Origin of the sequence: Streptomyces sp. NPDC051218 (genome assembly GCF_044455475.1) — a bacterium.
Taxonomy (GTDB): domain Bacteria; phylum Actinomycetota; class Actinomycetes; order Streptomycetales; family Streptomycetaceae; genus Streptomyces.
Genome location: NZ_JBITEU010000002.1, coordinates 926,458 through 939,527, shown reverse-complemented (window position 1 = coordinate 939,527; position 13,070 = coordinate 926,458). Strand labels below are relative to the sequence as shown.

At 69.3% G+C, this 13,070-nt stretch carries 12 protein-coding genes; 6 read left to right on the top strand and 6 right to left on the bottom strand.

Features of this window, described 5'->3' with window-relative positions:
- Positions 1–2: 2 nt before the first annotated feature.
- Positions 3–509: a gas vesicle protein GvpJ gene (gene gvpJ, locus ACIBCK_RS10700; RefSeq protein ID WP_399388764.1), complete on the bottom strand. Its 507-nt coding sequence runs from the start codon at positions 507–509 to the stop codon at positions 3–5.
- Positions 510–548: 39 nt separating this feature from the next.
- The gene (gene gvpO, locus ACIBCK_RS10695; protein ID WP_399388762.1) at positions 549–878 is read right to left on the bottom strand and encodes a gas vesicle protein GvpO; all 330 of its coding nucleotides are present in this window, start codon (positions 876–878) and stop codon (positions 549–551) included.
- Between the two features lie 452 nt (positions 879–1,330).
- Here gvpO and ACIBCK_RS10690 point away from each other — a divergent pair, with 452 nt between their 5' ends.
- Complete coding sequence (locus tag ACIBCK_RS10690; RefSeq protein ID WP_399388760.1) at positions 1,331–1,834, top strand: transglycosylase SLT domain-containing protein; 504 nt, start codon at positions 1,331–1,333, stop codon at positions 1,832–1,834.
- Positions 1,835–1,981: 147 nt separating this feature from the next.
- Here ACIBCK_RS10690 and ACIBCK_RS10685 read toward each other — a convergent pair whose 3' ends face one another.
- Positions 1,982–3,097: a MerR family transcriptional regulator gene (locus tag ACIBCK_RS10685; protein ID WP_399388925.1), complete on the bottom strand. Its 1,116-nt coding sequence runs from the start codon at positions 3,095–3,097 to the stop codon at positions 1,982–1,984.
- A gap of 134 nt (positions 3,098–3,231) precedes the next feature.
- Here ACIBCK_RS10685 and ACIBCK_RS10680 point away from each other — a divergent pair, with 134 nt between their 5' ends.
- Positions 3,232–4,266 (top strand): sulfotransferase family protein, encoded by a 1,035-nt coding sequence (locus tag ACIBCK_RS10680; RefSeq protein ID WP_399388759.1) that lies wholly within the window; start codon positions 3,232–3,234, stop codon positions 4,264–4,266.
- An 83-nt stretch (positions 4,267–4,349) separates the two neighbouring features.
- Here ACIBCK_RS10680 and ACIBCK_RS10675 read toward each other — a convergent pair whose 3' ends face one another.
- Together ACIBCK_RS10675 and ACIBCK_RS10670 are read right to left on the bottom strand one after the other, a co-directional pair.
- Positions 4,350–7,337, bottom strand: a complete 2,988-nt coding sequence (locus ACIBCK_RS10675; protein WP_399388757.1) for a CARDB domain-containing protein — start codon at positions 7,335–7,337, stop codon at positions 4,350–4,352.
- Between the two features lie 289 nt (positions 7,338–7,626).
- Complete coding sequence (locus ACIBCK_RS10670) at positions 7,627–8,283, bottom strand: type III effector protein (RefSeq protein ID WP_399388755.1); 657 nt, start codon at positions 8,281–8,283, stop codon at positions 7,627–7,629.
- 130 nt (positions 8,284–8,413) lie between these two features.
- Here ACIBCK_RS10670 and ACIBCK_RS10665 point away from each other — a divergent pair, with 130 nt between their 5' ends.
- Positions 8,414–8,845: an Hsp20/alpha crystallin family protein gene (locus tag ACIBCK_RS10665; RefSeq protein WP_367038614.1), complete on the top strand. Its 432-nt coding sequence runs from the start codon at positions 8,414–8,416 to the stop codon at positions 8,843–8,845.
- A 204-nt stretch (positions 8,846–9,049) separates the two neighbouring features.
- Complete coding sequence (locus tag ACIBCK_RS10660) at positions 9,050–9,493, top strand: DUF2267 domain-containing protein (protein ID WP_399388753.1); 444 nt, start codon at positions 9,050–9,052, stop codon at positions 9,491–9,493.
- A gap of 15 nt (positions 9,494–9,508) precedes the next feature.
- On the opposite strand, the gene ACIBCK_RS10655 is transcribed toward ACIBCK_RS10660, so the two are convergent.
- The gene (locus ACIBCK_RS10655) at positions 9,509–10,825 is read right to left on the bottom strand and encodes an APC family permease (RefSeq protein ID WP_399388751.1); all 1,317 of its coding nucleotides are present in this window, start codon (positions 10,823–10,825) and stop codon (positions 9,509–9,511) included.
- Positions 10,826–10,976: 151 nt separating this feature from the next.
- Between ACIBCK_RS10655 and ACIBCK_RS10650 the strand changes: the two genes are divergently transcribed.
- Positions 10,977–11,432, top strand: coding sequence for an SRPBCC family protein (locus tag ACIBCK_RS10650; RefSeq protein ID WP_399388749.1), 456 nt, complete (start codon positions 10,977–10,979; stop codon positions 11,430–11,432).
- A 53-nt stretch (positions 11,433–11,485) separates the two neighbouring features.
- The gene (locus tag ACIBCK_RS10645; RefSeq protein ID WP_399388748.1) at positions 11,486–13,063 is read left to right on the top strand and encodes a phytoene desaturase family protein; all 1,578 of its coding nucleotides are present in this window, start codon (positions 11,486–11,488) and stop codon (positions 13,061–13,063) included.
- Positions 13,064–13,070 lie beyond the last annotated feature (7 nt).

The following is a 13,070-nucleotide window of genomic DNA, read 5'->3' as shown; positions in this document are numbered from 1 at the left end:
GGTCAGTCCTCTTCGTCTTCGTCACGGCGCCGGGCGCGCGGGCGCTGACCGGCACGAGATGTGGAGCGGGAGCGGGATGACGAGCGCGAGGAGGCGCTGCGGCGTGGACGGCTCGTCTCGCGCTCTTCTTCTTCCTCGTCGTCGTCCTCGTCCGAGCCTGTTTCCAGACCCAGGGTGTCCTTGACCTTGTCGCCGACGGAACGGACGGCCTTCTTGGCGCCGGCCTTGCCCACCGTGGCCGCGCCGCCACCGAAGAGTTCCGGGACGGTCTTGCTACGTGAATCGTGTTCGAGGTCGAGGCGATTGCATGCCTCTGCGAAGCGGAGATAGGTGTCGACGGACGCGATGACGATTCTCGCGTCGATCTTCAGGATCTCGATGCCGACCAGTGAGACCCGGACGAAGACGTCGATGACCATGCCGCGGTCGAGTATGAGTTCCAGGACGTCGTAGAGCGTGCCCGCACGGGGCGCGCAGGGGACGACGTCCTCACTGTAGGTAGTGGTCATGAAGGGGCCTGTTCCTCTCGACGGCGCAGAAGGTGCGCCTCAGCTGTCCGCCCAGCCGCGTCGGTAGCGGCGGACTCTGCGGTACTGCGTCAGGCGTCCGTGCGCGTCCAGATCCACCTCGTAGGTGGCCAGAAGGCTGGTGGTGTCCGGGATCCGAGCCACCTCCAGCACATCCACGCTGACCCGCCAGCCGTCGCTCTCGGTCGGGCAGACGGCCGACACACCTTCAGCGCTGTGACCGATGAGTTCGGTCAGCGTCCGGCATGCCTCGCCGACCAGTTCCCGCAGGTCCGGGGCGCCGTGCTCGTCGGCCCGTTTCGCCGGCCGGCGGGGGGCGGTGGCCTGGGTGCGTCGTGAGCGCTCGGTCATGCGACCACTCTTGAACGCCTGGTCGCCGACGGCACGGGCTGATAGACCGAACAGGTGCAGGGGGCTGTGCCGCCTCCAGGCCGATCACCCCGGGGCGCGACCCCAGCGAATACCCCATGCCCGAATTCAAAAGGGCGAGCGGGGAATAGGCGAGGGGGTTCCGGGAATACTCGGCCTTCAGTTTGTGAGCCCGCCCATAGGGGCCACATCACACGCTAAGCGCGGTAGTAGACGCCATAGGCGCTCACCGGCCGCCGAATCGACGCAATGGCCTTCACCGGCAGATCTTCTGCGTAGCCGGGTAGTACGTCACATCCTTGCGTCGCTTTCCCGTCACCGCTAACCATGGTCGACATCGCAGGGCCGGAGCAGCGCGGCCGGCGCGAATACATCGCCATTACGGCCGCCCAGGCTCCTGCGCCACGTCCCCCATGGAAAAGGTTCACTCCCGTATGACCACGCGCACCAGCACCACCCGCATCGCCCGTATCCGCTCGTTCTCCGTCGCGGGTCTTGCCACGGCCGGAGCCGCGGCCGCTCTGCTCACGGTGGCCCCTTCCCCCGCCCAGGCCGCCGAGCCGCACTCCGCCGCGGCCAAGGCGCCTGCCGCCGCCGCGAAGGCCGAGAAGAACTACCCCAACAACCTCGACGGCTGGATCAAGGAGTCCCTGGACATCATGAAGTCCAAGGGCATCCCCGGTTCCTACGAGGGCCTGCACCGCAACATCATCCGTGAGTCCGCCGGTGACCCCAACGCCCAGAACGGCTGGGACGTGAACGCGCAGAACGGCACGCCGTCCAAGGGTCTGCTCCAGGTGATCCAGCCGACCTTCGACGCGTACCACGTGTCCGGCACGCCGAATAACCTGACCGACCCGGTCGCCAACATCACCGCGGCCGCCAACTACGCCGCCGACAAGTACGGCTCGATCGACAACGTCGACTCCGCGTACTGAGCCGTCTCACTCCCGGCAGAGCCACCACTGATGTGACAGCCGATGTGACCTTTGGGCCCCAGAGAAGTGGCCCAGGTCCCTGTCACCGGTGCCGAAGGTCCCGTATACGGCTTGCCCCGCGTGCGCCCGCCGTCGAGCCGCGCCCCGTCAGGCCACGAGCAGGCGGAGGCCCAGCTCCGCCGCGTCGAGGGCGACGAGGTCGCGGTTGCGCTCGGTCCACTTGCCTGAGGAAAGGTCGTCGCGGAGGCTCTTCACCGCCCTCTGCTCGGCCTGCGGCCCGACTCTGGTCCACACCGACACCGCCCGGCGCACCTGCTCGTCCAGATACGCCTCGGGCCGGCGCCAGTACGCCTCGAAGAAGCCGTCGGCGCAGTCCCACGGGACGAGCACCGGCTCCGCGCGGCCGCCGATCGCGCGGGTCAGGTCGGCCATGGAAGGCCACTCGGCGAGAAGGCCGGCGAATTCGGGCAGGTAGTCGCGGGTGAGCCAGAACCGATCACGCCAGCCGGTCGCGTCGGCGTCGTACGTGAACACGACCACGCGGCGGGCCACGCGCCGCATCTCGCGCAGCCCGGCGATCGGGTCGTCCCAGTGGTGGACGGTGCTGAAGGCCATCGCGGCGTCGAAGGACTGGTCCTCGAACGGCAGGCTCTCCGCACTGGCGGACACGCACGGCGCCGCCCCCGCGGGGCGCTGTGCCCGCATGACCGCCGACGGTTCCACAGCGGTCACCTCGCGGTCCGGCGGCTCGTAGGAGCCGGTGCCTGCCCCGACGTTCAGTACCGTTCGTGCGTCCCCGAGCGCGTCCCAGACCCGCGCGGCGATACGCGGCTCGGTGCGCCGCGTGGCCGGATACGCCGACCCGATGGCTTCGTACAACTGCGCTCCGAGCACCTGCAGTTGCTCCTCCGGCGTCGCCCTGATCCCCATCGCCCGTGCCTCCAGTTCCCTGTCTATGGCCGTCACCATGGCAGCGGCGCGGTCCCGCTGCTCCAGCAGAAGGCCACGCAACCGGCGCAGACGCGCGATGGCGTCAGCGGCCGGGTCGTCGACGAGGTCCGCGATCTCGCGCAATCCGAAACCCAACCGCCGGTAGGCCAACACCTCCCGCAGCCGCTCGACGTCGTCCGCCGAGTAGGCGCGGTAACCGGCCGCGGTCCGCGCCGACGGCTGTACGAGGCCGATCTCGTCGTAGTGATGCAGCGTGCGAACGCTCACGCCGGCCAGCTCGGCCACGCGTCCCACGGTCAGGTGTTCCTCCATGCCGATGACTATGCGGCCTGACGCCACGTGAGGGTCAACACTCATGGCCCGGCTGCCACCTGGTGCCCTCGGCGCGAATGTGCTGAGGTGCACACAGCCCTCGAATCCCCGCCCTTTGTCTTCGGAGAGCGACATTGCGCAGCCTGACCTTCGTGATCGGTACGGGCCGCAGCGGCTCCACCGCGCTGTCCCGCATCCTCAACACGCACCCCGACGTACTCAGCCTCAACGAGTACATGGCCTCCGTCGGTGACGCGGCCTTTCCCGAGGGCCAGGTCTCGGGCGCGGAGTTCTGGGAAGCCCTCTTCCGGCCCACCCCGTACTTCGCGAGCATGATCCGCAGTGGGCTCCTGATGCCCGAGTTCCTCTACACACGCCGTCCGGGGAAGTACACGGGGCAGAGCCCCGGTATCCCCGCGCTCTCCCTCATGGTGCTGCCCCACCTCACCGAAGACCCCGACGGCCTGCTCGACGAAATCCGCGCGGCGGTCGTCGACTGGCCCGACCGCCCCGCCGCCGAACACCACGAAGCCCTCTTCGAGTTGCTCGGCGCACGGCTCGGGGGCACCGCCGTCGTGGAACGCTCCGGTTACTCGACGGGCTGGGCTCCCAGGCTGCGTGCCGCCTTCCCCTACGCGAAATTCGTGCATCTCCATCGCGACGGGCCGGACTGCGCCCTGTCCATGAGCCGCCATCCCGGGTACCGCGTGATCACCTTGATGCGCGAGATCAGGGAACGGACGGGCGTCGATAGCTTCGGCGATCTGACGGCCGAGCAGGTGCGCTCCCTGCCTCCGGATCTGGCGCCGCTGCTCGAAGAGTCCTTCGACCCCACCCTCGTACGAGACCGCCCCTTCCCTCTGAACCGGTTCGGCGTCCTGTGGTCCGAACTCGTCACCCAGGGCGCACAATTCCTCGACGCCCTGCCCTCCGACCAACGTATGACGCTCGCCTACGAGGACCTCATCGACTCCCCCCGCGACGAACTCGCCCGCCTGGCCGCATTCGTCGGCATCGACCCTGCCCGCCCATGGCTGGACAGCGCCTGCGCCCAACTCGACGGCAGCCGCCGCGGTTCCGCCGAGAAGCAGCTGTCGGCGGCCGGACTGGACGAGCTGAGGATCAGCTGCGCGCCGGGTATCCGTGCGCTGGAAGAGCAGCCGAGGTGACGACAGGCCGCCCGGATCTGAGACACAGATCCGGGCGGCCTGGTGGAGAGTGGACCGGTCAATTCAGGCTGCTGAAACTGCCGTTACAGTCCCTGCCTCTTCCCCGGTACGTCAGGGTCGAGGCCCGCGCCTCCTGCGTTGATCACGAACTGCGAGCCCGGTTCGATCAGGATGTCCCCGTCGCGCGAGTCGCTGATCTGCACGTTGCTGAGTGTCGCGCTGCCGCGTGCTCCGCCCATGGCGAGGATGCCGGAGCCGTTGTTGGACTTGGAGATCGTCACGTCGCTGATCTTCACGTCCGGCATGGCGCCGCCTCCCGTCTTGAACTGGATGCCGTCGTACGTCGAGTCGTGGATGTCGGTGTCACGGATCGTGACACCGGGGATGCTCGGCCCCTGCGCGAACAGGGTGATCGCGCCGAACTCCTGGTCCTCGTTCCAGAACGCCCCGCCGGTGCGGTAGAGCCCGTTGTTCGCGATGAGCGTCTGCCCGGTGAAGGGGATCGGGTCGTGGTCGGTCGCGAGCATGATGCCGGGGTAGTTCATGGTGTCGTAGATCAGGTTGTTCTCGATCTTGTTTCCGTAACCTCCGTACACCGCTATGCCGTTGGCACGCCACGGCAGTTGCACCGTGTTGTTGCGGAACACGTTGTCGTGGCCGACGTCGACCGACGTGTCCTTGACGTACTTGCTGGCCCACACGGCGAGCGCGTCGTCACCGGTGTTGCGGAAGGAGGAGTTGAAGACGGTCGAATTGCGGGTGCCGTTGGTGAAGTTGATGCCGTCCGCGTAGGTGTTGCGGATGCGCATCCCGCTGAACTCGAGGCCGTCTCCAGGTCCCCACAGCTCGGGGATGTTGCTGTAGTCACGGCCGACCCAGGTGCCGACGTTGGCGTGCTCTATCCACACGTTCGAGATCTTGGTGTTCTTGCCGAAGCGGCCGTTGAGACCGACACCGCCCTCGGCATTGCCGTCGCCGCCCCGGATGGTGCCCGAGCCGAAGATGGCGATGTCGGAGATCTTGGTGTTGTCGTCGATGTCGAAGCCGAAGTTGCCCTCGTGCGGGTGGTTGATGCCGCCCGCGTCCTGCGGCGGTATCAGCGAGTACAGCTGCGCGTGCCACATGCCGGCGCCGCGGATCGTCACGTCCTTGATGCCCACCTGGTTGTACTGGCCCCGGTTCAGCGGGTCGTCGGTGAGGATCTTCTTCTCCTGACGCCACTGGCCTGCCGGGATCCATACGCAGTCGATCTCGCCGTTCTGGTCGGCGGTCACCGCCTTCTGGATCGCGTCCGCGTCATCGATGCCGTCGTTGGGGACAGCCCCGTACTCGGTGATCGACTTGCACGCGGCGGGCTTGCTCGCCGCAGGTGCCACCTGTTCCAGGTCGATCAAGTCGATCGTGTAGTACGCGGCGTCGTCACCGGCATCGCGCTGCAACCGGAACTTGGTGCCCTGCGGGTAGGTCTGCGCGAGCAGGGCGTGCGACTCGTCGAAGAGCCTGCGCGCGTCGCCACCAGGCCTGTTGGTCAGACCCTCGGGCTGGTCCGTGTTGCCGTACAGCCAGCTGTGCTTGGACGACAAGGTCAGCTTCTGGACGAACTTTCCGTCGGCGTAGAGGCTGATCGTCTTCTCCTGGCCGCCGCCGCCTGGTGCGTCGGGGATGGAGTTGCGTACGACGATGGAGTTGGTGGCGCTGGTCGACGTGAACTCCACGTACTGACCGGTCGAGTTGAGGCGTACCGCCTTGCGGCCCGATGACTCGGTGGCGAAGTTGGTGTGCCCGAAGGTGCGCTCGGCGTCCGCCTCGAGGAGCGTGCCCTCGTACCTGCCGTCCTCCGCCTCGTACTCGACGTAGGGCGTCGCCGCGCCGCGGCCGACCACGATGGAGCGCGCGAAGACGTTGTTGTCCTCGTTCGTCTCGTCCACGACATCGGTGGCGTCCGCGCTCGCGGTGAGGGTGGCGCCGCCGCTGGTGGCGGTCCACTTGCCCGACAGGTCGACGGTGGCGCTCTCGCCCGCGGCGATGGCGGGTGTCGTGCCGTTCAGTGTCTTGTCGGCCACGGTCAGACGGGTCACCGATCCGGCGCTCACCGGGCTCGTCCCACGGTTGTGCACCTTGGCCGCGAAGGCGACGTCGGCGCCGACCGCGGGGTTGGCCGGGTTCGACGTGATGCCGGTGACCTCCAGGTCGGGGCCTGGGCTCTGGCCGACCGTCAGCTTCGCGGCGGCGGTGCGGCTGTTGTTGTCGTTGTCCTGTTCGGGGACCGTGTCACGGGGGTCCACCACCGCGGACACGGTGTAACTGCCTTGCGCCCGCTTGCCGATGTCGACCGGTACGGTGGCCGACTCACCGGCGCCGAGCGCGCCCACCTCGGCGTTGCCTGCGACCGTCCCGCCCAGGCTCACGTCGACCGTGGTGGCGGCGGAGGCCGCCGAGCCCGTGTTGCGCACGGTGGCGTCGACCTTGATGGCGTCGCTCTCGCTGGGCTGCGCGGGCCGCCAGCTCAGGTCGGCCACGGTCAGGTCGGGGTTGGGTGCCGGGGTTCCGTTGACTTCGAACTCCGCGACCTGGGCCCCGTATCCGGAGCTGTTGGAGTAGATCTTCAGCCGGACCTCGGCGTAGCGCCCGGAGACCGGAATCGTCACGCGGTTCTGGTTGCCCGCTGGGTCGAAGGTGTAGTCGGCCCGAGCCTTCACCGTGCTGAAGTCGCCGGTGGACTGCGCGCGTCCGAGCACCTCGATGCTCTGCTTACGGGCCGCCCAGGCCGCGTCCGGGTTGAGCTTGAGCCCGATGGAGTCGAGCTCCGCGTCAGCGCCGAGCTTCACGGTCAGCGTCGACGGATGGCCGCTCGATTCCCAATAGGTGCTCGTGCTGCCGTCGTTGGCGTTGGGTGCGTAGTAGTTCTGGGTGGACGTGGACGCCTCGATCGGCTTCTTCAGCGCCAGGTTCGCGGCCGACTTGGGCGCCGCGGGCGCTGCGTGGGCGGCGGCGGGCAGGAGCCCGGCGGCTAACAGGGCGCCGACGAGCCAGGCGCCTATGGTGCGCCGGCTCCGCTGTCTCCATCTCACGGTGGTCCTCTCTGACGCGTTCATGACATATGCCAACCCGTATCTGCGGTACGCGTCAGCACTCAATCGCGAGCGACACAAGAACGCAAGATGTGTGGCAGAGATTGCAAATAATCAACAGACTTACGAGATTCTCGGCTTCTGGAGGGGCTGACTCCTAGTGACGCCTGCTGAAGCAACACGGATTCGGTACTTAATGCGCACATTACGGGCAGGAGCTGGTGTCGCCCTTGCAGATTAAGCCGCATAGGCGCCATGTAATGGTCAGTTTTTTGCTGATAACCGTCGCCTAATTGCGTGCGTCCTTCTCTTCGAGGTGCCCGATGAGCCCGTCAAGCTGGGCGGCGAGAGCGGGGTGGGTGCGCGCCACGTACGGGCAAGCCGCATTCAGCGGGTCGATCAGGGCCGCCGGGTCGTCGTCGGCGAGAGCCGCGTCGAGATGGCCGACCGGAACCTGGGCTTGCGGCGGGAGACCGGTGAGTGACGTGACCTGACCGGCGATGCGGCGCAGGGCGGCGGCATTCTCCCGGGCCCAGGCGGTACGGCTGCGGTCGGCGGCGCGGCGCTGCCGGGTGGCCTGTACGCGCTGCTCGCCGGTGCTTCCGGTCGGCCCGGGGCGCTGGCGCAGGTAGCGCCGCTCGGCGGCCTGGCGGCTTGCGACCCCCAGGGGGCGCGCGAGGTCGGCCCAGCTGGCTCCCGCGTGCCGTGCGGTTTCGATCAACCCCGCTTCCCACGCGGCGAGTTGCTCACGGACCTCGCGCAGCAGCAGCAGGGAGGCCAAGGCCTGCTCCAGGTCGGTGCCCCCGGCGGGAGCCGCACCCGCGCCGCGTCGTCGGGCGACGTCCATGGCGTCGCTGATGGCCTCCAGAGCGGAGGCCGCGGCCGGGAAAGAGGCCGGATTCCGGGCTTCTGCCTGGGGTGATTCCGGTGCGCCGGTCGCTGCCATGTGGCCTCCTTCATCTCGGCGTCATCCGATGGACGACATCTACCTTGTCATCGATTGGATGACATGCTACAACCTAGAGCAGGTGAAGCGCATTGGCAGGTACTGCCCTGACCTATGGAGGTGTTTCGCGATGTTGATGCGCACCGATCCCTTCCGCGAGCTCGACCGCATCGCCCAGCAGCTGGTGGGCCCCGGAACGTGGTCGCGACCGTCCGCGATGGCCATGGACGCCTACCGCGAAGGCGACGAGTACGTGGTGGCCTTCGATCTGCCCGGCGTGACCGCCGAGGCGATCGACATCGACGTGGAACGGAACATGCTGACCGTCAAGGCCGAGCGCCGACCGGTCACCAAGTCCGAGAACGTCCAGATGGAACTGTCCGAGCGGCCACTGGGCGTGTTCTCCCGCCAGATCGTGCTGGCCGACACGCTGGACACCGAGCGCATCAAGGCCGACTACGACGCGGGTGTGCTGACCCTGCGCATCCCGATCGCCGAGCGTGCCAAGCCCCGCAAGGTCTCCATCGGGAACGAAGCGTCCCGGAGGGAGATCCGCGGCTGAGCCCCAGCCACGGACGACTGGCGCGGAGGACTGGCGGCCTTCCCCCGGCTCCTCCTCCGCGCCCGGGCCGAGTCGGCTCCCGCCCGGCCTCCCTCGCAAACTTCCCTCGGCTCACCCCACGACCCCACGCCCCGCCCGCGGGTGCTCTCCAGCTGCCCGCATCCGCGACACAACCTCTGCGACGAGAAAGGCGCGCACTCCGCGATGTCAGTGATCTCCGAACGCCCTGAACTCTCCCGGCCCCTCCCCGCGATGACCTTCCAGCAGATGCTGGAGAAGGTCCGCTTCGAGGGCGCGTACCCCACCCGGGAGCGCGCCGAGGAAGCCGTCCGGCTGGTCATCGGCGGCCTTGGCAGGCAGCTGACCGGGGAGGAACGCGTCGATCTCGCCGCCCGCATGCCCGTCGAGGCCGCACTCATCCTCACCGCCCAGATCCCCGCCACCGAACCCCTCACCGGCTGGGGATTCGTCAAGGATCTCGCCACCCGCGCAGGGGCGAGTCCCGCCACCACGCGCTGGGACACCGGCGCCGTCCTGGCCGCCGTCGCCGACCTCGCCGGCCCCGGCCTCCTGACCCGCATGCTGGCCCAACTCCCCTCCGGCTACGCGCTCCTGTTCGGCCGAGCCGAACTGATCCAGGCCGCGTAGGGCCCGGGGCGGGGTTCAGGCGCGGCGCCGCACAGCGGTGACGGCGCCCAGGACCGCGCCCACCAGCAGGACGATCCCGCCCCGCAGCCACACCTCGCCCTCGATCTGCGTCGCGAGCACCACGCAGGACACCGCTCCGAGCACCGGCACCACGGTCGGGGCCCGGAAGTGGTCCCGCGTGGTGGCGTCGCGACGCAGCACCAGAGCCGCCGTGTTGACCAGGAAGAAGACCACCAGCAGCAGGAGGACCAGGGTCGAGGCGAGCGTCGACACGTCGCCGGTCAGCGCGAGGAGAAGCGAGAACGCGGTGGTCACGGCGATCGCCGCCCATGGCGTACGCCTGCCCGGCAGCACCTTCGTGAGGAAACTCGGCAGCAGCCGGTCGCGCGCCATGCCATAGGCCAGGCGCGACGACATGATGCCGGTGAGCAGGGCGCCGTTGGCGACGGCGACCAGGGCGATGGCGCTGAACAGCTCCGTGGGAACGCCGCCGGCTGCCCGGACGACTTCGAGGAGCGGCCCGCTGGACTCGACGAGCGTCTTGGTCGGCACGGCCGCCGCGGCGGCGGCACCGACCAGGGCGTAGACCGCCCCCGCGGTGATCAGCGCGCCGAAGAGGGCCCGCGGATAGGAGCGGCGCGGGTCACGGGTCTCCTCCGCCACGTTGACGGAGGTCTCGAATCCGACGAACGAGTAGTAGGCGAGGACCGCGCCGCTCAGCACCGCTGCCGCGGGCCCGTGTTCCGGTGTGCCCAGTTCCGTGAGCCGCCCGACGTCACCGTCGCCGCGCAGCACGATCCAGACGCCGAGGCCGATCACGAGCAGGAGCCCGCTCACCTCGATGACGGTGGCGACGACGTTGGCCCGCGTCGACTCACTGATCCCCCGCGCGTTCAGCAGGGCAAGGGCGGCAAGAAACACGACCGCGACGAGGGCCACGGGAAGCGTGACGAACTCCGCCAGATAGTCGCCGCCGAACCCGCGGGCCAGGGCGCCCACCGACACGATGCCGGCGGCCAGCATGCAGAAACCGGCGAGGAACCCCGCGAAAGGCCCGTAGGCCAGGGTCGCGTAGTGGGAGGCGCCGCCGGCCCGGGGGTACTTCGTGGCCAGTTCGGCGTACGAGGCCGCCGTCAGGAGTGCCAGGCACAGCGCCACGACGAGGGGTACCCAGACGGCACCACCCGTGTCGGCCGCGACCTGACCCACCAGGACGTACACGCCAGCGCCGAGGACGTCTCCAAGGATGAAGAAGTAGAGCAGCGGGGTGGTCAGCGCCTTCTTGAGCGCGGTCGGCTCGGAGGCTTCGGAATTGGTGCGGGGAGATTTCACGCGCACACACGTACCCGATTCGGCGTCCGGCAGGCGGCGGACCCACCGAACGCCTGCGAGGGTGAACAGGAGTGAGAACGGACGGGCCGGGTACCGGGGAGCCGCAGCATCCGACGCGGGCTTCCGTTTCCGACGAGGGCTGGAGAGCCGAATGGCCGTACGACACCGATTGATCAAGCGGTCCGTGGCAGACGTCTGGGCGGTACTCGCGGACGGCTCGCGTTACGGCGACTGGGTGGTCGGCACATCCGATTCGGAGCCCAGGGAAGGCGACTGGCCCGAGGTCGGCTCCAGCATCACGTACACGGTGCGGGTGGGGTGGCGGACGCTGTCGGGCCGCACGACCGTCCGACGGTGCGAAGAGCCCGGCATTCTGGAGCTCGAGGCCGACAGCGGATGGCTCGGTGCGGCGCGCATCGCTCTCGACGTACGGCCCTGGGGTGAGTACGCCCTGGTCATCGTCGACGAGCACCCGCTGACCGGGCCCGGCGGAATGCTCCACAACGCGGCCGTGGACGCCCTGATCCAACTGCGGCACCGCGCCATGCTCGCCCGGCTGGCGGACGTCGTGGAGAAGTCACCGAAGCGCACGTACGAATCTGCCTGAAGACAGGCCGATCAGGTCGAGCACGTCGGCGAAGCGAACGTCAGGAGTCAGGGATGCCGGACGCGGTGGTCATCGGTGCGGGGCCCAATGGTCTCGTCGCGGCGAATCTGCTGGCCGACGCCGGATGGAGTGTGGAAGTTCTCGAGGAGCAGGACGAGCCGGGCGGTGCCGTCCGCAGCGATCGCGGTGTGCACCCCGATTACGTGAACGATCTCTTCAGCGCCTTCTATCCCCTCGCCGCGGCCTCCCCTATCCTCGCGGACCTGCAGCTCCAGCAGGAAGGGCTCAGCTGGAGCCACGCTCCCCGCGTCCTCGCGCACCCCCTGCCGGACGGCCGGTGCGCGGTCCTCGCTCGCGGGGCGGCGGAGACGGCAGCAGGTCTCGACACGTTCGCGGCGGGCGACGGAGCCGCCTGGCTCAACCTCTGCTCCACCTGGAACCGCATCGGCCCCGACATCCTGGGGGCGCTCTTCACCCCATTCCCCCCTGTACGGTCCGGGATCCGCCTCGCCGCCAAGCTCCGGGGCGCGGGCGGGCTGCGGATGGCCCGCACGATGGCGCTGCCGGTCCGGCGCCTGGGCGAGGAGGAGTTCCGCGGCGAGGGCGGCCGGCTGCTGCTCGCCGGCAACGCGCTGCACGCGGACCTCGGCCCCGAAGCGGCGGGCAGCGGAGGTTTCGGTTGGCTGATGTCCATGCTCGGCCAGACGTACGGCTTCCCTGTTCCGGTCGGCGGTGCGGGCGCGCTGACGGCGGCCCTGGTGCGGCGGCTCGAACGGTACGGGGGCGTGGTCCGGTGCGGGGAGCGCGTGAGTGAGGTCGTCGTACGGTCCGGACGCGCGGTCGGCGTGCGCACGGCCGGAGGTGAGGATGTCCCCGCGTCCCGCGCGGTTCTCGCCGACGTGTCCGCACCGGCGCTGTTCGGTGATCTCGTCGACGCCCGGCATCTGCCGGGGCGCCTCCTTGGGGATCTGCGCCGGTTCCAGTGGGACTTCGCGACCTTCAAGGTCGACTGGGCGCTGAGCGGGCCGGTGCCCTGGACGGCGCGGGAGGCGGCCACGGCGGGGACGGTCCATCTGGCCGACGGCGTCGACGGTCTGACCCAGTTCGCGGCACAGATCGCCATGGGGAAGGTGCCCGACCGCCCGTTCCTCCTCTTCGGTCAGATGACCACCGCCGACGCCTCGCGCTCGCCGTCCGGCACCGAATCAGCCTGGGCCTACACGCACGTCCCGCAGCGGATCAAGGGCGACGCGGGTGACGACGGCCTGACCGGTGCCTGGGACCAGCGGGAACAGGAAGCCATGGCGGACCGCATGGAGAACGAAGTGGAACGCTGGGCGCCGGGATTCCGCTCCCGCATCCGATCCCGGCGTCTTCTCGCCCCGTCCACCCTCCAGGCCATGGACGCCAACCTGCACGGCGGTGCGATCAACGGCGGCACGGCCTCCGCCCACCAGCAGCTGGTGTTCCGCCCCACTCCGGGCACGGGCCGACCCGAGACCCCGGTCAAGGGCCTCTACCTCGCGTCGGCCGCCGCCCACCCGGGGGGCGGCGTCCACGGCGCTCCCGGAGCCAACGCGGCCCGTGCCGCGCTGCGGGGCCGGCTCGACCGGCGCTTTCGGCCGGGCTGACTTCGGA

Bases quoted from the DNA above. Each gene is read 5' to 3' on its own strand.
- ACIBCK_RS10685 (WP_399388925.1), bottom strand. From the start codon at position 3,097: ATGGAGGAACACCTGACCGTGGGACGCGTGGCCGAGCTGGCCGGCGTG.
- ACIBCK_RS10665 (WP_367038614.1), top strand. From the start codon at position 8,414: ATGTTGATGCGCACCGATCCCTTCCGCGAGCTCGACCGCATCGCCCAG.
- gvpO (WP_399388762.1), bottom strand. From the start codon at position 878: ATGACCGAGCGCTCACGACGCACCCAGGCCACCGCCCCCCGCCGGCCG.
- gvpJ (WP_399388764.1), bottom strand. From the start codon at position 509: ATGACCACTACCTACAGTGAGGACGTCGTCCCCTGCGCGCCCCGTGCG.
- ACIBCK_RS10670 (WP_399388755.1), bottom strand. From the start codon at position 8,283: ATGGCAGCGACCGGCGCACCGGAATCACCCCAGGCAGAAGCCCGGAAT.
- ACIBCK_RS10645 (WP_399388748.1), top strand. From the start codon at position 11,486: ATGCCGGACGCGGTGGTCATCGGTGCGGGGCCCAATGGTCTCGTCGCG.
- ACIBCK_RS10660 (WP_399388753.1), top strand. From the start codon at position 9,050: ATGTCAGTGATCTCCGAACGCCCTGAACTCTCCCGGCCCCTCCCCGCG.
- ACIBCK_RS10690 (WP_399388760.1), top strand. From the start codon at position 1,331: ATGACCACGCGCACCAGCACCACCCGCATCGCCCGTATCCGCTCGTTC.
- ACIBCK_RS10650 (WP_399388749.1), top strand. From the start codon at position 10,977: ATGGCCGTACGACACCGATTGATCAAGCGGTCCGTGGCAGACGTCTGG.